The 20,527-nt window shown below is 75.0% G+C and carries 20 protein-coding genes and 1 pseudogene; 11 read left to right on the top strand and 10 right to left on the bottom strand.

What is annotated here, in order from left to right; all coding sequences use genetic code 11:
• Positions 1-633 (bottom strand): ArsR/SmtB family transcription factor, encoded by a 633-nt coding sequence (locus ACIBG4_RS24610; RefSeq protein ID WP_397203778.1) that lies wholly within the window; start codon positions 631-633, stop codon positions 1-3.
• A gap of 126 nt (positions 634-759) precedes the next feature.
• On the opposite strand from ACIBG4_RS24610, the gene add reads away from it, so the two are divergent.
• Together add and ACIBG4_RS24600 are read left to right on the top strand one after the other, a co-directional pair.
• Positions 760-1,755 carry an adenosine deaminase gene (gene add / locus ACIBG4_RS24605; RefSeq protein WP_397203777.1) on the top strand — a complete coding sequence of 332 codons (996 nt, stop codon included), beginning with the start codon at positions 760-762 and terminating at the stop codon, positions 1,753-1,755.
• 125 nt (positions 1,756-1,880) lie between these two features.
• On the top strand, positions 1,881-2,165 hold the full coding sequence (locus ACIBG4_RS24600; RefSeq protein WP_397203776.1) for a hypothetical protein: 285 nt from the start codon (positions 1,881-1,883) through the stop codon (positions 2,163-2,165).
• 14 nt (positions 2,166-2,179) lie between these two features.
• Here ACIBG4_RS24600 and ACIBG4_RS24595 read toward each other — a convergent pair whose 3' ends face one another.
• Positions 2,180-3,340, bottom strand: coding sequence for a winged helix DNA-binding domain-containing protein (locus tag ACIBG4_RS24595; RefSeq protein WP_397203775.1), 1,161 nt, complete (start codon positions 3,338-3,340; stop codon positions 2,180-2,182).
• A 134-nt stretch (positions 3,341-3,474) separates the two neighbouring features.
• Positions 3,475-4,449 (bottom strand): annotated as a pseudogene (locus tag ACIBG4_RS24590) (RNA polymerase sigma factor); the annotation flags it as partial.
• 179 nt (positions 4,450-4,628) lie between these two features.
• Between ACIBG4_RS24590 and ACIBG4_RS24585 the strand changes: the two are divergent.
• Entirely contained in the window at positions 4,629-5,825 is a 1,197-nt protein-coding gene (locus ACIBG4_RS24585) for a cysteine desulfurase-like protein (RefSeq protein ID WP_397203774.1), read from the top strand.
• Positions 5,826-5,841: 16 nt separating this feature from the next.
• Here ACIBG4_RS24585 and ACIBG4_RS24580 read toward each other — a convergent pair whose 3' ends face one another.
• The gene (locus ACIBG4_RS24580) at positions 5,842-6,675 is read right to left on the bottom strand and encodes an NAD(P)H-binding protein (protein ID WP_397203773.1); all 834 of its coding nucleotides are present in this window, start codon (positions 6,673-6,675) and stop codon (positions 5,842-5,844) included.
• A 68-nt stretch (positions 6,676-6,743) separates the two neighbouring features.
• Between ACIBG4_RS24580 and ACIBG4_RS24575 the strand changes: the two genes are divergently transcribed.
• On the top strand, positions 6,744-7,232 hold the full coding sequence (locus ACIBG4_RS24575; protein WP_355450230.1) for a MarR family transcriptional regulator: 489 nt from the start codon (positions 6,744-6,746) through the stop codon (positions 7,230-7,232).
• A gap of 21 nt (positions 7,233-7,253) precedes the next feature.
• Positions 7,254-8,357 carry a tyrosine-type recombinase/integrase gene (locus tag ACIBG4_RS24570; RefSeq protein ID WP_397203772.1) on the top strand — a complete coding sequence of 368 codons (1,104 nt, stop codon included), beginning with the start codon at positions 7,254-7,256 and terminating at the stop codon, positions 8,355-8,357.
• A 72-nt stretch (positions 8,358-8,429) separates the two neighbouring features.
• On the opposite strand, the gene ACIBG4_RS24565 is transcribed toward ACIBG4_RS24570, so the two are convergent.
• Complete coding sequence (locus ACIBG4_RS24565) at positions 8,430-9,377, bottom strand: AraC family transcriptional regulator (protein WP_397203771.1); 948 nt, start codon at positions 9,375-9,377, stop codon at positions 8,430-8,432.
• A gap of 71 nt (positions 9,378-9,448) precedes the next feature.
• On the opposite strand from ACIBG4_RS24565, the gene ACIBG4_RS24560 reads away from it, so the two are divergent.
• On the top strand, positions 9,449-10,291 hold the full coding sequence (locus ACIBG4_RS24560) for an SDR family oxidoreductase (RefSeq protein WP_397203770.1): 843 nt from the start codon (positions 9,449-9,451) through the stop codon (positions 10,289-10,291).
• 50 nt (positions 10,292-10,341) lie between these two features.
• The gene (locus ACIBG4_RS24555) at positions 10,342-10,761 is read left to right on the top strand and encodes a DUF4440 domain-containing protein (RefSeq protein WP_397203768.1); all 420 of its coding nucleotides are present in this window, start codon (positions 10,342-10,344) and stop codon (positions 10,759-10,761) included.
• A gap of 36 nt (positions 10,762-10,797) precedes the next feature.
• Here ACIBG4_RS24555 and ACIBG4_RS24550 read toward each other — a convergent pair whose 3' ends face one another.
• Complete coding sequence (locus ACIBG4_RS24550; protein ID WP_397203767.1) at positions 10,798-11,412, bottom strand: TetR/AcrR family transcriptional regulator; 615 nt, start codon at positions 11,410-11,412, stop codon at positions 10,798-10,800.
• A 69-nt stretch (positions 11,413-11,481) separates the two neighbouring features.
• On the opposite strand from ACIBG4_RS24550, the gene ACIBG4_RS24545 reads away from it, so the two are divergent.
• Together ACIBG4_RS24545 and ACIBG4_RS24540 are read left to right on the top strand one after the other, a co-directional pair.
• The gene (locus ACIBG4_RS24545; RefSeq protein ID WP_397203766.1) at positions 11,482-13,602 is read left to right on the top strand and encodes a HelD family protein; all 2,121 of its coding nucleotides are present in this window, start codon (positions 11,482-11,484) and stop codon (positions 13,600-13,602) included.
• Between the two features lie 138 nt (positions 13,603-13,740).
• Complete coding sequence (locus ACIBG4_RS24540) at positions 13,741-14,724, top strand: right-handed parallel beta-helix repeat-containing protein (protein ID WP_310709798.1); 984 nt, start codon at positions 13,741-13,743, stop codon at positions 14,722-14,724.
• Positions 14,725-14,833: 109 nt separating this feature from the next.
• Here ACIBG4_RS24540 and ACIBG4_RS24535 read toward each other — a convergent pair whose 3' ends face one another.
• The 4 genes from ACIBG4_RS24535 to ACIBG4_RS24520 are packed head-to-tail and all read right to left on the bottom strand — an operon-like array spanning position 14,834 to position 18,478.
• Positions 14,834-16,072: an ABC transporter permease gene (locus ACIBG4_RS24535; protein ID WP_397203765.1), complete on the bottom strand. Its 1,239-nt coding sequence runs from the start codon at positions 16,070-16,072 to the stop codon at positions 14,834-14,836.
• Entirely contained in the window at positions 16,069-16,884 is an 816-nt protein-coding gene (locus tag ACIBG4_RS24530; protein WP_397203764.1) for an ABC transporter ATP-binding protein, read from the bottom strand. Before ACIBG4_RS24530 ends, ACIBG4_RS24535 begins: the two co-directional genes overlap by 4 nt.
• The gene (locus ACIBG4_RS24525; RefSeq protein ID WP_310709801.1) at positions 16,881-17,939 is read right to left on the bottom strand and encodes a peptidoglycan-binding protein; all 1,059 of its coding nucleotides are present in this window, start codon (positions 17,937-17,939) and stop codon (positions 16,881-16,883) included. Before ACIBG4_RS24525 ends, ACIBG4_RS24530 begins: the two co-directional genes overlap by 4 nt.
• Positions 17,936-18,478, bottom strand: coding sequence for a hypothetical protein (locus tag ACIBG4_RS24520; protein ID WP_397203763.1), 543 nt, complete (start codon positions 18,476-18,478; stop codon positions 17,936-17,938). The genes ACIBG4_RS24525 and ACIBG4_RS24520 overlap by 4 nt, the downstream gene beginning before the upstream one ends.
• Before the next feature lie 160 nt (positions 18,479-18,638).
• On the opposite strand from ACIBG4_RS24520, the gene ACIBG4_RS24515 reads away from it, so the two are divergent.
• On the top strand, positions 18,639-19,292 hold the full coding sequence (locus tag ACIBG4_RS24515; protein ID WP_397203762.1) for a response regulator transcription factor: 654 nt from the start codon (positions 18,639-18,641) through the stop codon (positions 19,290-19,292).
• Positions 19,289-20,506 carry a sensor histidine kinase gene (locus ACIBG4_RS24510; protein WP_397203761.1) on the top strand — a complete coding sequence of 406 codons (1,218 nt, stop codon included), beginning with the start codon at positions 19,289-19,291 and terminating at the stop codon, positions 20,504-20,506. Before ACIBG4_RS24515 ends, ACIBG4_RS24510 begins: the two co-directional genes overlap by 4 nt.
• Positions 20,507-20,527: the final 21 nt, after the last annotated feature.

Genomic DNA, 20,527 nt, shown 5'->3' with positions numbered 1-20,527 from the left:
TCAGCCCTCCATCCCGGCCGGGGCGCCGCCCTGAGCGGGCGAGGCGGACCTCGCGGAGCCGACGGAGGGGTGGACGGCGACGACGAGCCTGTGCGGGCGCCCGCCCTCGGCGCCCTCGTCGTGGTAGCGGCCGACGAGGGCCGTCACGAACGAGGTCAGCTCCTCGGCGAACGCCGCCCGGTCGGCCGCCGAGGCGAACCGCACCTCGCCGTCGATGCCGAACGTCGCCACCCGTTTGCGGGCCTTGACCGCGCCGGTGACGAGCTCCCCGAGGTCACGGACGAGCCGGGCGGCCACCGCGAGCAGCCAGCCCGCCGACAGCCGGTCCGGCGACCTGCCCGGATCGGGCTGCACGGCGGCCAGCGCCGCCGGCGAGATGACGAAGGAGGCGGCCGTGGCGCGCATCACGCGCTCGGTGACGTTGCCTTTCCTGCGCTCCTCGACGAGCTCGACGAGCCCGTGCTTCTCCAGGGTCCGCAGATGGTAGTTGACCTTCTGCCTGGCCAGGCCGACCCGGGCCGCCAGCGTGGTGGCCGAGTTGGGCTCGACCAGCTCCGCCAGGAGCCTGGACCGCATGGGGTCGAGCGACGCTTCCGCCGCCGCGGGGTCTTCGATCACCGCCACATCGTGCATGCCTGAACGATGGCACCGAAAAATTTAATTGTCAACGCGGGCGGCCCGGCCCGGCCGCGAGCCGCCGTCTCACCCCGGCGAAAACAGATGGCGCCGCGTGATGCGGCTTTCGTAGAGTTCACGCACGTGAGAGAGCATCTGACGAGCGCCGTACGACACACCGGGACCGGCGGTCCGGAGCCGAGGGACGTCGCCCGGCTGCCGAAGGCCCACCTGCACGTCCACCTGGAGAGCACCGTGCGCCCCGAGACCGTGCGGGAGCTGGGCGGGCCGCCCGAGCCGGAGGGGCCGTTCCGGAGCTTCCGCGAGTTCGCCGACCAGCGGGCCCGGGTGCGCGGGCTGCTGGTCAGCGCGGAGCACTTCCGGCGGGTGGCGCTGGAGTTCTGCGAGGACGAGGCGGCGCAGGGCACCGGCTACGCGGAGGTGACGTTCACGGCCGCCGCGCACGGCGAGCGGGTCGGGGCGCTGGAGATGCCGCTGGAGGCCGTGCTCGACGGGCTCGCCGAGGGTTCGTCGCGGTACGGGATCGAATGCCGGGTACTGCTGGACCACTCCCGGCGGCGGCCCGTGGAGCGGCTGCGGCGGACGGTGGAGCTGGCCCGGCGCCACGACGGGGTGATCGGCGTCGGGCTGGCGGGCGACGAGAGCCACCCGCTGGCGCCGTTCGCGGACGTGCTGGCCGAGGCCAGGGACGCCGGGCTGCGGATGGTCCACCACGCGGGCGAGACGGCCGGTCCGGAGAGCGTCCGGGAGGCGCTGACGCTCGGGCACGCCGAGCGGCTCGGCCACGGGATCCGCGTCCTCGACGACGAGGAGCTGGTGGCCGAGCTGCGGCAGCGGCGGGTGCCGCTGGAGGTCTGCCCCACGTCCAACGTGCTGCTCGGGCTCGTTCCGTCGCTGGCCGAGCACCCCCTGCCGCGCCTGCGTGACGCCGGTCTGGCCGTCACGGTCAACACCGACGGGGAGACGGCGCTGGCGGAGGAGTACGGGCGGCTGCGGGAGGTGTTCGGGTACGGGGACGCGGAGCTGGCCGGGTTCGCCCGGGCCTCGATCGACGCGTCGTTCGCCCCGGAGGCGGTCAAGGCCCGGCTCAGGGCAGGGGTGGACGACTGGCTGAACTGAGCGTCCCTCTCCGGCGCCCCGGCCGGCACGTGTCTCGTTCGTTTACGGACCCTTGGCTTCCGAAGACACGTGGCACGGGTATGTCGTCCCTCGGAGAGATCTTGAGCCTGGGGAGGCGGTCGGCCATGTACGCAACCGTACGGCGATACGAAGGGGTGACCGATCCCGCCGAGGCGGGACGCCGGGTGAGTGAGGGGTTCGTGCCGCTCATCCGTCAGGTCCCCGGGTTCGTGGCCTACTACTGGGTCGACGCCGGGGGCGGGGTGATGCTGTCCACCAGCGTCTACGAGGACCAGGCCGGGGCCGAGGAGTCCACCAGAAGGGCTGAGCAGTTCGTGCGGGACGACCTCGCGTCCCTGCTTCCGAACCCTCCTCACGTCACGGCCGGCGAGGTCGTGGCGTCCGGGTAGTGGCTGCCTGTCCGTCAGGCGTGGGCGCCGGTGGTGACGGGGCCGATGGTCAGCTCCGGGCGCGCCTCCAGGATCTCGCCCACCCGGGCGACCTGGTCGTCCAGCTCGCGTGACCGGGCCGCGGTGAGCGGGCGCAGCGGCTCGACCGTCACGTGGAGGCGCCGGCCCGAGCGCCGCTGGTGCCACACGCCCGCCACCTCGCCGTCCACCAGCAGCACGGGGAAGTTGCCGGCCTGGCCGCCGGTCAGCGCCCGCTCCGCCGCCGCGCGCGGGAAGAGCAGCTCACGCGGCCTGCCGGCCACGACGTAGGCGTCGAAGTACGGCAGGAGCCGCACACCCCGCGGCGGGCCGCCGGGGACCTCCGTGTCGCCCGGCAGGACCCAGGCCGGGCGGCCCTCCAGCCGCACCTCCTCCAGCTCCGCCGCGCCGAACAGCCGCACCGCCGACGACCGCGGCGCCCCCAGCCACAGGGCGAACTCCTGGGGCGTGGCGGGACCGTAGGCCGTGAGGTAGCGCCTGAGCAGCTCGACGGCGCCGTAGCCCGCTACGCCGTCGCCGGACGCGCCAGGGGTACGACGTGTGACTCCCCCGGGCAGGCCGGTGTAGGTGACCTTGCGGCCGCGGGGCGGGCCGTACACGAACGCCCCCCGGTGCGCCGCCGCCGCCAGCGCCTGCCGCCAGCGCGGCCACATCGTCTGGAACGCGGGCATCACCAGGTCGCCCGCCCACGGCCCCGTGGCGGCGACGACCGCGTCCCCCAGCTCGTCGATCGTCAGCGCGCGCCCGTCCACGGCGACGCGGATCGCCTCCACCACCTCCTCGGTCTGCCGGTCCGTCATCCGTACGTGCTCGGAGTGGGACGGCAGCACCGGCGGCAGCTCCGACAACGCGCTCACCCACAGGGGCAGGTCGGCGGCCGGGAGCAGGTGCACGGTGCCGCGCGGGCCGTGGGTCTTGACCAGCTCGCGCGTCCCCCACAGGGCCTCGCGCACCGCCGAGCGGGTCGCACCGCCGAGCCGAAGACCGACCGACAGCTCCGCGGCCGACATGACCTGGGCGTGCGCCCCGCACATGGCGCCCACGACCCCGCCGGGTGTGCCGCCCGCCGCCGGCTCGGCCAGACCCTGCCGCTCCAGCCGGCGCGCGCTGACCTCGGGCCAGGAAAACTCGATCATGGTGCCCCTCCTCAGTGGTCCCGGGACCACGTTAGAGAGCGATGCGGAAGAGTTCGTTCCGCATTGGGCACGGGGGCGCACAGCGTGAGGCCCCGGGCCTCACTCTGGAGGAGGCCCGGGGTCGGCGGGAGCAGTCAGCTGAGGTAGTCGCGCAGGGCGCGGGCCCGCGACGGGTGGCGGAGCTTGGACATCGTCTTGGCCTCGATCTGGCGGATCCGCTCCCGGGTGACGCCGTAGACGCGGCCGATCTCGTCCAGCGTCATGGGCTTGCCGTCGACCAGGCCGTACCGCATCGAGATGACGCCCGCCTCCCGCTCGCTCAGCTCGTCGAGCAGGTCGCGGAGCTGCTGCTGCAGCAGCGTGAAGGACACGGCGTCGGCCGGCGAGACCGCCTCGGTGTCCTCGATGAGGTCGCCGAACTCGCTCTCCCCCGCCTCGCCGAGCGGCGTGTGCAGGGAGATGGGCTCGCGGCCGTACGCCTGGACCTCGGCCACCCGTTCGGCGGCCAGCTCGGTCTCGGCCGCGATCTCCTCGGGCGTGGGCTCGCGGCCGAGGTCCGACTGGAGGCGTCGCTGCGCCCGGGCCACCTTGTTGATCAGCTCGACCATGTGGACCGGGATGCGGATCGTGCGGGCCTGGTCGGCCATGGCGCGGGTGATGGCCTGCTTGATCCACCAGGTGGCGTAGGTGGAGAACTTGTAGCCGAGCCGGTAGTCGAACTTCTCGATCGTGCGGATCAGCCCGAGGTTGCCCTCCTGGATGAGGTCGAGGAAGAGCATGCCGCGGCCGGTGTAGCGCTTGGCGATGGAGACGACGAGCCGCAGGTTGGCCTCCAGCATGCGCTGCTTGGCGCGGCCGCCGTCGGCGGCGATCAGTTCGAGGTCGGCGCGGAGGTCGGCGGGCAGGTCGCGCTCGCTGGCGAGGCGCTCGCTGGCGAACAGGCCGGCCTCGATGCGCTTGGCCAGGTCGATCTCCTGCTCCGCGGACAGCAGCGGCACCCGCCCGATCGCCGTCAGATAGGTCTTGACAGAGTCGGCGCTGACCGCCGGAGAATCGGCGACTCCGTCGTCCAGTTCGAGAACCTCTGCTGCTTGGGACACGACACTCTCCTCGCTACAGGCAGGCCACCACCGTCCACGCTACCCAACCGTGCTCGGTGCGCGGGCCGGTGCCGGGGCCGCACCGGCCCCGGGTGACAGGCGGTCGCCTTATCCCATTCTTCCCCGGTATGGGCGTTACGCACCCGGGTGAGCGGTTGAGGCGTCACTGCCGCGAGCATGACCTCTGCATGCTCTTTCCGCACGAGAAGATCCGTGCCGCCTACCCCGCCCTGTCCGACGGCCACGCCTACCTCGACGGCGCCGCCGGCACCCAGACCCCGCAGGCCGTCATCGACGCCATCGCCGGCGCCTACCGCTCCGGCATCGGCAACGTCGGCGGCGCCTTCCCCGCCAGCCACCGCTCCGACGCCATCGTGGCCGCGTGCCGCGCGGCGGTGGCCGACCTGGTCGGCGGCCGGCCCGAGGGCGTGATCCTCGGCCCGAACATGACGACCCTCACCTACCGGATCGCCACGACCCTGGCCAAGGACTGGGGCCCGGAGGACGAGGTCGTGCTGTCCCGGCTCGACCACGACGCCAACGTCCGCCCGTGGACCGCGACGGGCGCGACGATCCGCTGGGCCGAGGTGGACCCGGTGACCGGCGAGCTGCCGGCGGAGCAGTACCGGGACCTCGTCGGCGAGCGGACCCGGCTGGTGGCGGTGAGCGCGGCGAGCAACGTGCTGGGCACCCGCCCGGACGTGGCCGCGATCTGCGCGACGGCGCACGCGGCGGGGGCGCTGACGTACGTGGACGGCGTGCACGCCACCGCGCACGGCCCCGTGGACATGCGGGCGCTGGGCGCCGACTTCTACGCCACCAGCGCCTACAAGTGGTCCGGGCCGCACGTCGGCGCGGTGGTGGCCGACCCGTCACTGCTGGAGCGGCTGCGGCCGGACAAGCTGGCCCCGTCGCCGGACACGGTGCCGGAGCGGTTCGAGAGGGGCACGGCGGCGTTCGCCGACCTGGCGGGGGTGACGGCCGCCGTGGACCACCTGGCCGCGATGGTGCCCGGCACGGGCTCGCGGCGCGAACGGCTGCTCGCCTCGATGGCCGCCGCGGAGGCGTACGAGCTGGAGCTGTTCGCGGTGCTGCTGGCCGGGCTGGAGGCGCTGCCGCACGTCACCCTGTACGGCAAGCCCGCGCGGCGGACGGCGACGGCGTACTTCACGGTGGCCGGGCTGACGCCGCGCCAGGTGGCCGAGCACCTGGCCGGGCTCGGGGTGAACGTGTGGAACGGTCACAACTACGCCTGGGAGCTGACGGGCGCGCTCGGCGTCCGGGACGCGGGGAGCGCGGTCCGGGCCGGGCTGGTCCACTACAACGACCGCTCGGACGTGGACCGCCTCCTGGAGGGGGTCGCCGGGCTGCGCCCGGCCGGCTGAGACCGGGACGGCGCCCTCAGCCGGCCGGGAGGAAGTCGGCGGCGTGCTCGCGGGCCCAGGTCTCGAAGTCGCGGGCGGGGCGGCCGGTCAGCCGCTCGACCGTGTCGTTGATCTGCACGGGCGTGCCGTCGGTGGAGCTCCAGTAGTCGAGCAGCGCGTCGGCGAAGCCGGCGTCGAGGTACTCGGCCATCTCGGCCTTCCACTGCTCGCGGCTGACCCGCCGGATCTCGACGGGCCGCCCAGTGACGGCGGCCAGGATGTCGAGCTGCTCGGCGAACGTGACGGAGCGGGGGCCGGTGAGCGTGTGCGCGTCGCCGTGCCCGCCGTCCGAGGTGAGCACGGCGAGCGCCGCGGCGGCGACGTCGGCCTCGTGGATGGGGTCGTTGTGCGCCCCCGGGTACGGCAGGCTGACCGGCTGACCGGACTTGACGGCCCAGGACCAGGCCAGCGCGTTGGAGGAGAACGAGCCGGGCCGCAGCAGCGTCGTCCGCACCGGGCCGGCCACCAGGGCGCGCTCCACGTTCAGGTGCGAGGCGGCCAGGGGGTTGTTCTCCGCCTCCGGGTCGAGCACGGAGGCCGAGGACAGCAGGACGATGTGCTCGACCCCGGCCTCGGCCGCCTCCTGGGCGAAGGCGCCGGCGTGGGCGGCGTTGGCGTACAGGAAGACGGAGGTGACGCCCTTGAGGGCGGGCGCGAACGTGGACGGGTCGTTCAGGTCGCACACCACGCGGCCGGGCAGTCCGGGAGCGGGGGCGCTGGAGGCCTCACGGACCTCGGCGCCGCGCTCGCGCAGGAGCGCGGTGAGGTGGCGGGCGACGGCGCCGCGAGCGCCGGTGACGAGAATGGTCATGGTTCCTTCTGAAATGTATTCGTGACGCATATATTGCGTGGCACACATAATTCGTGGTGGGAGAGGTCATGTCAAATCGGCACGAGCTGCTGGAGCGGATCATCGCGGAGAGCCAGCGTCACTACGCGGCATACGCGCTGTTCAACCAGGCCATGGCCGACCGGCTCGGCCTGCACCCCACCGACCTGCAGTGCGTGGCCCTGCTGGACCTGGAGGCCGGGCCGGTCAGCACCGGGCACATCGCCCGGCTCACCGGGCTGACCGCCGGCTCGGCGTCCCGGCTGGTGGACCGGCTGGAGAAGGCGGGCCTGGCGGTGCGGGAGAGCGACCCGGAGGACCGCAGGCGTTCGCTGGTGAGGCTCGCGCCGGGCGTGCGGGAGCGGATCGGGCAGGCATGGGACACGCCCGGCCGGGCGTACGGGGAGGTGCTGCGCTCCTACACGGACGCGGAGCTGGAGCTGATCGCCGACTACCTGCGGCGGGCCACCCAGGTGGGATTCGACCAGGCCCGGCACCTCACCGCCGACCGCCCGCAGGCCGCACCGCCCGGGGCGTGATCGGCGGTTAGGATCGGCGGCGTGAGCCTGCCCGCCGTGTCCGGCCTCGTTCCCGACGCCGGAGTCCCCGACGCCGGAGCTCCCGACCCCGGAGTTCCCGACGGTGGTGTCCCAGGCGCCGGAGTCCCAGGCGCCGGAGCTCCTGACACCCGAGTTCCCGGCACCGGAGCGCCCGGCGCATGGGCGTCGCCCGTCGAGCCGGCGCGCGACCCTTACCACGTCTACCTCGACTCGCTCACGAGCGCCGAGTCCCGCCGCACGATGCGCGGCTGCCTCGACCGGCTCGCCCGGCTGCTCACCGGCGACGAGAACGCCACCGGCGCCGGCCAGCCCTGGCACCTGCTGCGCTACGAGCACACGGTGCGCATCCGGACGCTGCTGACCGACCAGGGCTGGTCGGCGGCGTACGTCAACAAGCATCTCGTCGCGCTGCGCCGGGTGCTGAAGGAGTCGTGGCGGCTGGGCCGGAGCAGCGCGGAGGAGTACGCGCGCGCCTCCGACCTCGCCCCGGTACGGCAGAGCCGCCTGCCCACCGGCCAGCACGTGCCTCCGGAGGTGGTGGGCGCGGCCCTGGCCGCCTGCGACGACTCGCCGGCCGGTGTGCGCGACGCGGCGCTCATCGCGGCGCTGTACTCGACGGGCTGCCGCCGGGCCGAGATCGGCGGGCTGTCTCTGGCCGACTACGACCCGGGCGGGCGCTCGCTGCGGGTGCGCGGCAAGCGGGACAAGGAACGCCTGGTGTACCTGACGGCCGACGCCATCGGGCTGCTGGAGCGGTGGCTCGCGGTGCGGGGCGGCGGGCCCGGAGCGCTGTTCAGCCCGATCAGCAGGGCGGGCCGCGTCCGGACACGTGACGGACGGCCGGTGGGGCTGACGGGCCAGGGCATCGCCGACATCCTGGCGCGGCGGCTCGGCCAGGCAGGGGCGTCGCGGCGCACGGCGCACGACTTCCGGCGCACGTTCATCGGCGAGCTGCTGGACGCGGGCGTGGACCTGGCGACGGCCCAGGCGCTGGTCGGACACTCCTCGCCGGCCACGACGGCCCGCTACGACCGCCGCCCGGAACGCACCCGCCGCGAGGCGGTCGACCGCCTCCGCCTCCCTCCCCCGCGCCCCCTCTCCTGACGGCCCGCCCCCTCTCCTTACGGCTCCCTCTCCTGACGGCCTCGGCTCAGGACGTGGGCTCAGGACGTGGGCTCAGGACGTGGCGCGGAGTCCGGGGCCGTGGCCCCGGCGGTGGCCGCCCGGCGTCGTGCCGTACCACTGCCGGAACGCCAGGTGGAAGCCCACCACCGACCCGTACCCGACGCGGCGCGCGATGGCGTCGTGCGGCAGCGACGTCTCCTCCAGCAGCCGCGCGGCCTCCTGCATCCGGCGCGCGGTCAGGTGCCGCATCGGTGCCTCGCCCACCAGCCGCCGGAACGTGGCCGCGAACGCCGACCGCGACATCCCCGCCTCCGCCGCCAGCGTCTCCACCGTCCACGGCTCCCCGAACCGGCTCTGCACGGCCAGCAGCGCCGCACCGACGGCCGGGTGCCGCAACGCCGCGAGGACGGGCTGGGCGGCGGCCGGGCCGTCCACGAGCGCGGCCCGCAGCGCCAGCACGAAGGCCAGCTCGAAGCCCCGCAACGCCACCAGCGCCTGCCCCGGCTCGGCCCGGTCCCACTCATCCGCGAGCCCGTCCAGGGTGCCGCGCAGCAGCGGCTGCCCGGCCAGCGAGTCGCGGTCGAGCAGGAGCACGGGCGGCAGCGCCCGGTACAGCGGCGAGGCCGCCGCGGCGTCGTAGTGCAGCCCGCCGCACAGCATGACCGTCTCGGCTCCGGGACCGTCGATGCGGACGGTGCGGGCCCTGCCGGGCGGCCGCGCGGGCAGGACGCTCTCCAGCGGCACGGTGGCCCGGCCGGGCGCGTCGGCCAGCCGGTGCGCCGCCCCGTGCGGGAACACCGCGAGGTCGCCCGCCCGCAGCCGCACCGGCTCCCGGCCCGGCAGCTCGACCGTGCACGCGCCCGCCTGCACGTAGTGGATGAGGGCGCAGCTCTCCCGCTCCCCCGCCACGCCCCAGGGGGCCCGCGCCGACCAGCGGCTGTGGAAGACGCCGCGCAGCCGCAACGGCCCCAGCAGCTCGCTCAGCAGATCACCGTCCACGGACGATCCTTAATGTTCACCGGATTTCCGTTTATGGAGCGTACCGGCCGGGCGGCGGGAGGGTGGGCGGCATGAGGATTCTGGTCATCGGAGCGGGGGGCGCGCAGGGCGGCGCCGTGGCGCGGCGCCTGGCCGCCGAGGGGTACGAGGTGCGCGGGCTGTCCCGTACGGGGGCGGCGCCGGACGGGGTGCGGCCGTTCGCGGCGGACCTGGGAGACGCGGCGCGGGTCCGTGAGGCGTTCGACGGGGTGACGCACGTGTCGGTGACGCTGCCGCTGGTGTTCGAGGCGGAGCTGGTGGAGGCGTACGTCCGGAACGTGCTCGGGGCCGCGTCGGCGGCGCGGGTGCAGCGGCTGGTGCTCAACACCGGCAACCGGCTGCCGGCGCGGGCCACGGGCGTCGCGGCGTTCGACACGCGGAGGAAGGCCGCCGCGGCGGCGCTCGGGTCAGGGGTGCCGTCGGTGGTGCTGAGCCCGCCGCTGTACCTGGAGAACCTGGCGGCGCCGGGAGTGTGGGGGCCGCTGGTGGAGCGGGGTGTGCTCCGCCAGCCGTTGCCGGGCGACGTGCCGGTGTCCTGGCTGACCCACGCCGACCTGGCCGCCGCGACCCTGGGCGCGCTCACGGGCGACGGCCCGGTGGGGGCCGTGCTGCAGGTGGGCGGCCCGCCCGTCACGGGGGCCGAGCTGGCCGCCGCCGCCGGCGCGCGCTACGAGGAGCTGGACGTGGCGGCGTTCGAGGCGGGGCTCGCGGCGGCGCTGGGGCCCGGGGCGGCGGCGGGGGTGGCGGACACGTACCGCTGGATCGCCGGGCACGGCCGCGACCTGTACGGCGGGGACGGGACGGCCGGGCGGCCGGGCCCGCGGGTCACCTCGCCGCGGGAGTGGCTCGCCGCGCGGCTGCGGGCCGCCCGATGAGGCCGCCCGGTGAGGCCGAAGCGGCAAGGGCCGAAGCGGTAGGGGCCGAGGTGGCGCGGGCCGAGGTGGCGCGGGCCGAGGTGGCGCGGGCCGAGGTGGCGCGGGCCGAGGTGGCGCGGCATCACCAGCTCATCGAGCGGTGGCTGGCGGGGACGGTGCCGCGCGACGCCTTCGCCGGGTTCGCCGGCGCCCATGCCCCGGCCTTCACGCTCGCGGCCCCGGACGGGCGGCTGCTGTCACGCGCGGAGGTGCTGGCCGAGGTCGAGGCCGGGTACGGGCGCGTGCCCGGGGCCCGGATCGAGATCCGCCACGTCACGGTGGTCGCCGCCTCCGGGGCTCTGGTGGTGGCCGCGTACGAGGAGTGGCAGGGCGGCGCGGGACGGCGCTCGACGGCCGTGTTCGAGCGCCGGCCCGGCGGGCTGAGCTGGCTGCACCTGCACGAGACCGCCGTCCGGGAGGGCGGCCCCTAGGACGAACGCGCCGGCGTCCGGACGGCGGTGGGGCGCTCAGCCGGGGGTGCGCCCGGCCCCCAGCAGCGAGAAGGCCAGCTCGGCGGCGCGGACCGCCTCCGGCTCGACCTCGGCGATGGGGCGGCCGGCGGCCAGCGCCTCCCAGGAGCGCCGGGCCAGCACGCGCTGCGTGGCCATCGCCTGGGCGGCCAGCAGCTCGGCCGTCAGCCGGTCCGTGCTCTCGGCGAGCGCCTCGGCCAGGGCGCTCTCGTCCACGGCCATGTACTGGAACACCCGCGTCGCCAGGCTCGGCGTGGAGAAGACGAGACGGTAGTAGGCCACCACCGCCGGGTTGTCGTTGAGCCCGGTGACCGGCTCGTGGCGGGCCAGCCCGTCGAGGAAGTGGCGGCGCAGCGCTTCGAGGGGGGTCTCGCCCGCCGCCCGGCCGCGCACCACGCGGGCGGCCTCGCCCTGGTGGTCGGCGATGCGGTGCAGGACGAGGTCCTCCTTGGTCGGGAAGTACTTGAACAGCGTCGGCTTCGACACCCGGGCCGCGGCCGCCACCTCGGTGACCGGCACCTCGTCGAAGCCGCGCTCGAGGAAGAGCGAGATGGCGGCCTCCGAGATCGCCTCGTGGACGCGCTGCCGGTGCTGCTGCCTCAGTCCTGTCATGGATTCACTCTAGCAAAGTGTTAACCTGGTTAAAGTATTGCCCGGGTTAACACTTTCCGGAGGGCGCACATGGACGAGCTGGAGCACGGCGTGGACGGGCTGGAGCAGGAGCGGCGGTACGTCGAGACGTGCCGGGCGGGGCTGCGCCGCATGCTCGACGCCGCGCGCGACAACGTGATCGTCGGCGAGACCGTCGCCGGTGACCGCTACAGCGCCGAGCGGCTCGGCCGCTACCTCAAGAGCCTGGCCAAGGAGCTGACCGAGGAGCCGGACGGCCCGCCGTTCTTCGGCCGCCTCACCTTCGAGCGCCGGGACGGCGCCGCGCCCGCCGAGGGCACGGGGGCCGGAGGGGGCACGGGGGCCGGAGAGGGCACCGCGGACGCGGAAGGGCACGACGGCCGTACGTACTACATCGGCAGGCGGCACATCCCCGGCGAGCACGGCGGCCCGCCGGTCGTCATCGACTGGCGGGCGCCCGTCGCCCGGGCCTTCTACCGGGCCGGCGCGCGGGACCCGCAGGGCGTGGCGGTGCGCCGCCGGTTCGGCTGGTCGGACACCACGCTGACGTCGTACGAGGACGAGCGGCTGGGGCGCGGCGAGGAGCGCCGCAGCCGCCTGCTGGCGGCCGAGATCGAGCGGCCGCGCGTCGGCCCGATGCGTGACATCGTCGCCACGATCCAGCCGGAGCAGGACGACCTGGTCCGCACCGGCCTGGAGGACTCGATCGGCGTGCAGGGGGCGCCCGGCACCGGCAAGACCGCCGTGGGCCTGCACCGCGCGGCGTACCTGCTGTACGCCTACCGGCAGCGGCTCCAGCGCGGCGGCGTCCTCGTCCTCGGCCCCAACCGCGCCTTCCTCGGCTACATCGCGGCGGTCCTGCCCGCGCTGGGCGAGGTGGACGTGGAGCAGACCACGCTGGACGCACTCATCGCCACGGTGCCGGTCCAGGCCCGGGACGACGCGCGGGCGGCAGCGGTCAAGCACGACGCCCGGATGGCCGAGGTGCTGCGCCGGGCCCTGTACGGGCGGATCTCGAAGCCGGTCGAGCCGGTGGTGGTGAGCGAGGGGTCGTTCCGGTGGCGGGTGGAGGAGGACGAGCTGCGCCGCGTCGTGGACGACACGCGGCGTGACGCGCTGCCGTACGGGACCGGGCGGGAGCGGGTGCGGGCCCGGGTGGTGGCGCTGATGCGCCGCCAGGCCGAGGCGCGCGGCCACAGCCCCAACGCCGCCTGGGAGCGCCGCACCGGCCGCGCGATCGCGGCGTGGCTCGACGGGGTCTGGCCGGCGGTCCGGGCCGAGCAGGTGGTGCACGAGGTGCTGTCCGGCCGGTGGACGCCCGCCGGCGGCGAGGGCGGGCCGCTGAGCGCGGCCGAGTGGGCGGCCGTCGTGTGGGAGCGGCCGGCGCGCACGTACAAGAGCGCGAAGTGGTCGGCGGCCGACCTCGTGCTGATCGACGAGGTCGCCGGCCTGCTGGAGCGCCCGCGCGGCTACGGCCACGTCATCGTGGACGAGGCGCAGGACCTGTCGCCCATGCAGTGCCGCGCCGTGGCCCGGCGCGCCGAGCACGGCTCGCTCACCGTGCTGGGAGACCTGGCCCAGGGCACGACGCCGTGGGCGGCCCGGTCGTGGCCGGAGCTGATGGCGGCGCTGGGCAAGCCCGAGGCGCGGGTGGTGGAGCTGACCACGGGCTTCCGGGTGCCGGCGGTCGTCGTGGAGCTGGCGAACCGGCTGCTGGCCGCCCTGGACGCGGGCGTGCCGGCGACCCGCTCGTACCGCTCGGACGGGCGGCTGCGCGTGACCCGGGTTCCGGGGCTGGAGCGGGGCGTGGTGGTGGCGGCGCGGGAGGCGCTGGAGTTCGAGGGGTCGGTCGGGGTCGTCGCCGCCGACGCGGACGCCGAGGCGCTGACCGCCGCCCTGTGGGACGCCGGGCTGGACGTGGGCGAGCGGCTGAGCGTGGTCCCGGTCTCGCTGGTCAAGGGGCTGGAGTACGACCACGTGGTGCTGGCCGAGCCGGCCGCGATCGCCGAGGCGGAGGGGCGGGGGCTCAACCGGCTCTACGTGGCGCTGACCCGGGCGGTGTCCCGGCTGGACGTGGTGCACGCCCGGCCGCTGCCGCCGGAGCTCGGCGACCCGGCGCCGGTCGCCGGGCGGGCGACGCGTGAAAGTTTCTCGACCGCCGACTCAGTCTGAGCCGCCCCGACCAGCCCTCATGCCGGCCGTGACGGGTCGGGGCCGACGGCCGGCGTTGACCGAGGGAAAGCGCTTTCCTACGGTGTGGGCAACCGCTTTCCCGTGACCGTGAGGTCATCTCCGCAGAGGAGCTCAGCGATGGGCACACGAGGACGCACCCCCACTCTGATCACCGGCCTGGCCGCCGCGGCGGCCGCCGTCACCGCGCTCGCGGCACCCGCCTCCGCCGTACCGCGCTCCGACGAGCCGGCCGCGGCACTGGCCGCCGAGACCTCCCCCGTCGGCTGGGCGAGCCAGGGCGGCGGCACCACGGGCGGCGGCGGCACGCCCCCGACGACCGTCAGCTCCGCCTCCGCTCTCAAGACGGCCCTGTCCTCCGGCTCCGCCGCCGTGATCCGGGTCTCGGGGACGATCTCCTGCTCCGGCATGCTGAAGGTGACCTCCAACAAGACCGTCCTCGGCAACTCCGGGGCGACGATCTCCGGCTGCGGGTTCAACGTCGCCAGCGCCTCCAACGTCATCATCCGCAACCTCACGTTCCGCGGCTGGAACGACGACGGCATCAACGTGCAGTACTCGACGCGGGTGTGGATCGACCACAACTCCTTCAGCGACGGCTACGACGGGGCGGTGGACATCAAGCGCGCCAGCGACTACGTCACCGTCTCCTGGAACAAGTTCTCCGACCACGACAAGACCATGCTGCTCGGCCACAGCGACGACAACGGCTCGGAGGACCGCGGCCACCTGCGGGTGACGTACCACCACAACTGGTTCGACGGCACCAACCAGCGCCACCCGCGGGTGCGCTTCGGCAACCCGGTGCACGTCTACAACAACTACTACTCCAGCATCGGCAGCTACGGCGTGGCCTCCACCAAGGAGGCGGGCGTGCTCGTCGAGGGCAACTACTTCGAGAACACCGACGACCCCTTCCACCGCGGTGAGGGCAGCTCGCCCGCCGCCAACCTGGTGGCCCGCAACAACCACTTCGTCAACTCGGGCAGCGGCGACGCGGGCGGCAGCGTCGCCACGATCCCGTACTCCTACCCCCTCGACGCGGCCTCCGGCGTCAAGACCATCGTGACCGGCGGAGCCGGCGCCGGCCGGATCAGCCCCTGACCGGCGCGGACCGGACGCCCGGGTACGGCCTCCCACCGCGGGGAGGCCGTACCCGGAGCCCACGACTCCCCGGCGGCGCGCCCGGTCGCGCCCGGACTGACGGCGGCCCTCAGGTGGCGGCCAGGGCGACCGTCGGGGACAGGCGGGCGGCGCGCATCGCCGGGTAGATCCCGGCGATCGTGCCGATGACCAGGGTGGCCGCGACCGCCCCGCCGATCGCCCACGGCGGCACCACCGCCGGCCAGCCGCGCGCCAGCGCGTACCCGGCGCTGGCCAGCGTCCCCAGCGCCGCCCCCGCGATCCCGCCGAGCGCCGACAGCAGCAGCGACTCGGTCAGGAACTGCACCCGCACCTGCCCCCGGGTCGCGCCCAGCGACCGGCGCAGCCCGATCTCCCGGCGCCGCTCCAGCACCGAGATGACCATCGTGTTGGCCACCCCGACGCCGCCGACCAGCAGCGCGACGGCGCCGAGGCCGAGCAGCAGGTTCGTGAACGCGCCCGCCGCCGCGGCCCGGGCGGCCAGCGCGTCGGAGGGCCTGCTGACCTCCACCTCGCCCGGGTTCTCGGGGTTGACCGTGCGGGCCAGCACGTCCCGGACCGCCTCGACCGCCTCCTCCGCCGACCGCTCGTAGATCGTCGTGGGGTGTCCCCCGAACCCGAGGAGGCTCTGCGCGACGGGGAAGCCGACGAGGGCCGAGCGGTCGATCTCCGGTGCCAGCGGCATCGGCCGCAGGATCCCGACCACCGTGAACCACCGCCCGCCCGTCCAGACCCGCACGCCGATGCGGTCGATGCCGAGCCGGGCGGCGGCCTCGGAGCCGAGGACGACGGCGGGCCGGCGCTCGGTGGCGGCGTTCAGCCAGGCGCCCTTGGCGACGCGGCCCTCCAGCGTGGTGAGCAGCTCGGTGGTGGCGGCCTGCACGGAGATGCCGCTGGTCACGGCCTCGGGGATGCGGTCGGTACGGCGGACGGTCGCCTTGACGAAGCCGGTGGCCGAGGCCGTGCGCACCGGGCCGACGCGCTTGACCATGTCCACGGCCGTGACGGGCAGCTCGGCCTCCTCGCCGAACATCGTGCGCCCCGGTGACACGGTCAGCAGGTTGGTGCCCAGCCGGTCGAGCTGCCGCATGAGCTGCTCGCGGGAGGACGACGAGATGCCGACGACCGCCACCATGGTGGCGATGCCGATGGCGATGCCCAGCGCCGACAGGACGACCCGGGTGGGACGGGCCCGCAGCCCGGCGGCCCCCACCCGCAGCACGTCGGCCGGGCTCAGCCGGGCCGGCCTCGGCCCGCGCGCTCCGGACGCGCGGGTCATGTGCCCGCGCTTCGTCGATCCCCGGCTCATCCCCGATCCCCCTTCGTGATCTCGGCCGGCGGGGCGGTCCCGTCACCCTCGTCGCCGTCGATGCGGCCGTCGAGCAGGCGCACCCGGCGGGGGCACCAGGCGGCGATCTCCGCGTCGTGCGTGATGATCGCGATGGTGGTGCCGGCCGCGTGCAGGTCGCGCAGCACGCCGAGGACCTCGGCGCCGGCGCCGGAGTCGAGGTTGCCGGTGGGCTCGTCGGCCAGCAGCAGCCGCGGGCCGCCCGCGACGGCGCGGGCGACGGCCACGCGCTGCTGCTCGCCGCCCGACAGCTGGTACGGCCGGTGGCCCAGCCGGTGGCCGAGGCCGACCCGTTCCAGGGCGGCGGCGGCCCGCTCGCGCCGGACCCGCCGCGGGGTGCCGGTGTAGAGCAGGCCGTCGGCCACGTTGTCCAGGGCGCTCAGGCCCGGACCGAGATGGAACTGCTGGAAGACGAACCCCAGCGTGCGACCGCGCAGCGCCGACAGCTCGCGGTCGGACAGCGTGGCGACGTCGTGCCCGTCGACCCGGACGGTGCCCGAGGTGGGCCGGTCGAGGGTGCCGACCATGTGCAGCATGGTCGACTTGCCGGACCCGGACCGGCCGACGATGGCCAGCAGCTCACCGTCGGCCACGGCCAGGTCCACGCCGCGCAGCGCCCGCACGTCCCCGGGGTAGACCTTGGTCACGCCCCGCAGCTCCACCACGTACGACACCGCGCCCGAGCCCGCGCCCGATCCCGATGCCGAGCCCGATGCCGCACCGGGTGCCGCGCCGGAGCCCGCGGCGAGGCCCTCGGAAAGGGTGCCGGTCATGTGGACGGCACCCCGACCTTCATGCCCTCCGCCAGCCCGGCGCCCTCGACCTCGACCCGGCCGCCGCCGAACGCGCCGGTCCGCACGCCCACGATCCGGGTCGCGCCGCCCTCGACCACCTCGACGCCGAACCCGCCCTCGCGCAGCGCCAGCAGCGCCTCGACCGGCACGGACAGCACCCCCTTGCGCCGCTCGCTCTCCATCTCGACCTCCACCGGCGCCTGGTCGAGGCGGGTCCTGGGCGTCCTGGCCAGGGTGATGTCGACGTCCACGGTGACGTTCTGGTCCTGGCCCTGTCCGCTGGTCTCGGCGACCGTGCCGACCGAGGTGATCTTCCCGGAGACGCGTTCGCCGCCCGGCAGCTCCACGGTGACCTTCGCGCCCTTCCGGGCCAGCGCCTGGTCGTCGGCGTCGAGGTCCACGTGGACCAGCCGCCGCACGCCGCTGACCGTCAGGGTCCGGCGGCCCGGTGCGAGCCGGTCGCCCACCTCCACGGCCGCGTCGGTGACGCGGACGACCGACGGCAGGAACACCACCTGCGACGCGTCCACCCGTCCCGTCTCCGGGAGCCCCCGGTCGTCCTGCCACTCCTTGACCGCGAGGTAGGTGGCGTAGCTGAAGTGCTCGTCCACGGTCAGGTAGTCGCCGTGGCCGAGGGCCTTGAGGTTGCGCTCCAGCTGCTCGACGTCCGGCCCGTCGGAGACGCCCTGGCGCAGCTCCCGGTACAGCGGCAGCTTGCCGTACATGAGCACGACCGGTTCGCGGTCGGCGGACAGCAGCGCGTGGCCGCGGCGCACCACGGCCCCCTCGGCGGCCACCCACGTCACCGTGCCCGACGCGCCCGTGCTCACCTGGCGCTCGCCGGAGTAGGTGAGCGCCCCGGTGACGGTCTTGGTGTCCACGAGGTCCTGCCGGGTGATCTCCGCCGTCGCCGGTACGGCCTGCCGGGCGGGGGCCGCCGCGCCGGTGCCGCCGTCGCCGAGCACGGCCACGGCCGTCCACGCGGCGGCCACGGCGAGCACCCCGGCTCCGGTGAGCGCGAGCCCCTTCCTCATCGGGGGCCGCCGCCGGGCTCGAACTCCTTGCACGCCTGGTGGGCGGCCTTGACCTTCTCCTCGGGCGTCCCGGGCTTGACGGTGATCACCATCCGGCCGTCGGTGGACGGGTCGGCCACGTCGATGCCGTTCTGGCGCATGCACTGGGCGAACTTCAGCACCTGGTCGCGCGCCTTCGGATCCATCTTGCCCTTGGCCTCGCCGACCGCGGCCTCCATGAAGTGCCCGCACGCCTTCTGGGCCTCCTGCATCTTGGCCTCGTCGCCCTTGCGGGACTTGATCCGGATGCCGCCGCCGGGCTCCGGGTCGTCCATCTCGATGCCGTGCTCGCGCATGCACTGCGCGAACTTGAGCTGGGCGTCCCTCGGGTCCATGGAGGGCGCGGCGGAGGCGGGCGCGCCGCCGGTGCTCGCGGTCGCTCCACCGGTGCTCGCCACGCCGGCCACGCCGTCCCCGGCCGGTGTGCCGCCGCCGCACGCGGACAGGCCGGACAGGGCCGCCGTCGCGCAGACGGCCGCCAGCAGGTATCGCAGTTTCATCGCTGTCACTCCTTCGCGGGCGCCGCCGGACGTTCGCCGCGGCGCGAGGCCCACTCCAGCGAGGTGGGTGCTAAACGGCGATAAGCCGCCCCAGGCGCCCTTATCCGCCGCTAACACGCGATCCGCCAAGGTCAGTGCGGAACGGAAAGGGGGGCCCGGGATGCGGGTGCTCGTCGTGGAGGACGAAGAGGAGCTGGCCGACGCCATCGCGCGCGGGCTGCGGCTGCACGCCATCGCGGTCGACGTGGCCTACGACGGGCAGGAGGCGCTGGAGCTGGCCGCGTACGTCCCGTACGACGTGGTGGTGCTGGACCGCGACCTGCCCGAGGTGCACGGCGACGAGGTGTGCCGGCAGCTGGCGGGCGGCGACGCGGCGGGCCGGGTGCTCATGCTGACCGCGGCCGGCCGGGTGCGCGACCGGGTGGACGGGCTCACCCTGGGCGCGGACGACTACCTGATCAAGCCGTTCACGTTCGCCGAGCTGGTGGCGCGGATCCGGGCGCTGTCGCGCCGCTCCCGGCGGGACGGCCCGGCGCCGCTGGAGCGGGCGGGCGTGCGGCTGGACCCGGGCCGCCGCACGGTCACGCGCGACGGGCGGCCGGTCGCGCTGAACCGCAAGGAGTTCGACGTGCTGCACGCGCTGCTGCGCGCGGACGGGCGGCTGGTCACCTCGGCGCAGCTGCGCAGGAGCGCGTGGGACGAGTACGCCGACGCCGCCAGCGGGGTGCTGCGGGTCACGCTCACCTCGCTGCGCAGGAAGCTCGGCTCTCCCCCTCTCATCGAGAACCTCCCGGGCCAGGGGTACCGGCTGTGAGGGCGCCCCTCGGCCGGTGGAGGCCCCGGCGGGACCGGCCGCCGGGCCGCGTCCGGCCGTGGCACCGGCTCGGGCTGCGGATGCGGCTGACGATCCTGTACGGCGGGCTGTTCTTCCTGGCCGGGTCGCTGCTGCTGTGGTCCACGTACCTGCTGACCGCGCGGGCGCTGAGCCAGCAGTTCTCCATCGGCTTCACGAAGATCGTCACCGGCAAGCCGCTCGTGACGGTCACCCAGTCGCCGTCCGACGACCTGGTGTTCCAGCAGGTGAAGGGGGACGTGCGGCAGCGGGCCGCGACCGTGCTGGAGGACATGCTGCGCTCCTCGGCGGCCATCATGGTGCTGCTCGGCGTCCTCGCGGTGGTGCTCGGCTACCTGGTGGCCGACCGGGCGCTGCGCCCGCTCGACCGGGTGACCGAGACGGCCCGCAGGCTCTCCGAGAGCACCCTGCACGAGCGCATTGCGCTGGACGGGCCGCCCGACGAGGTCAAGCGGCTGGCCGACACGTTCGACGCGATGCTCGACCGGCTGCACCGGGTGTTCGAGGGGCAGCGGCGCTTCATCGCCAACGCCTCGCACGAGCTGCGCACCCCGCTGGCCATCAACCGCACGGTGCTGGAGGTGTCGCTGGAGGAGCCGGCCGCCTCGGAGGACCTGAAGGCGCTGGCGCGGGCCCTGCTGGGCACCAACGCCCGCTACGAGCGGCTCATCGAGGGGCTGCTGCTGCTCGCCCAGTCCGAGCAGGAGCTGGGCGTGCGCAAGACCGTGGACGTGGCGCAGGTGGCGCGCATCGTGCTGGAGCAGCTCGACCTCGCCGGGCGCAGGCGGCCCCTCACCCTCCACACCGACCTGCGCCCGGCCCTCGCTCTGGGCGACCCGCTGCTGATGGAGCGGTGCCTGTTCAACCTGGTGGAGAACGCCGCGAAGTACAACGTGCGCGACGGCCAGGTGTGGGTGCGGGTGCGCCCGGAGGACGGCCACGCGGTGGTCGAGGTGGACAACACCGGCCAGACCGTCCCGCCGTACGAGGTGGAGGACCTGTTCGAGCCGTTCAGGCGGCTCCAGGGCGACCGGCTGCGCTCGGCGCGCGGCTCGGGGCTGGGGCTGTCGATCGTGCGGGCCATCTGCGACGCGCACGCCGGCACGGTCACGGCCGAGGCCCGCCCGGAGGGCGGCCTGAGCGTCACCGTACGGCTGCCGGAGGCGCCGCCCTGAGCCGCCGTGCGATCCTGGGCG

It is taken from the genome of Nonomuraea sp. NPDC050383 (assembly GCF_044459125.1).
Classification (GTDB): domain Bacteria; phylum Actinomycetota; class Actinomycetes; order Streptosporangiales; family Streptosporangiaceae; genus Nonomuraea.
This window is presented reverse-complemented; position numbering and strand designations above follow the sequence as displayed.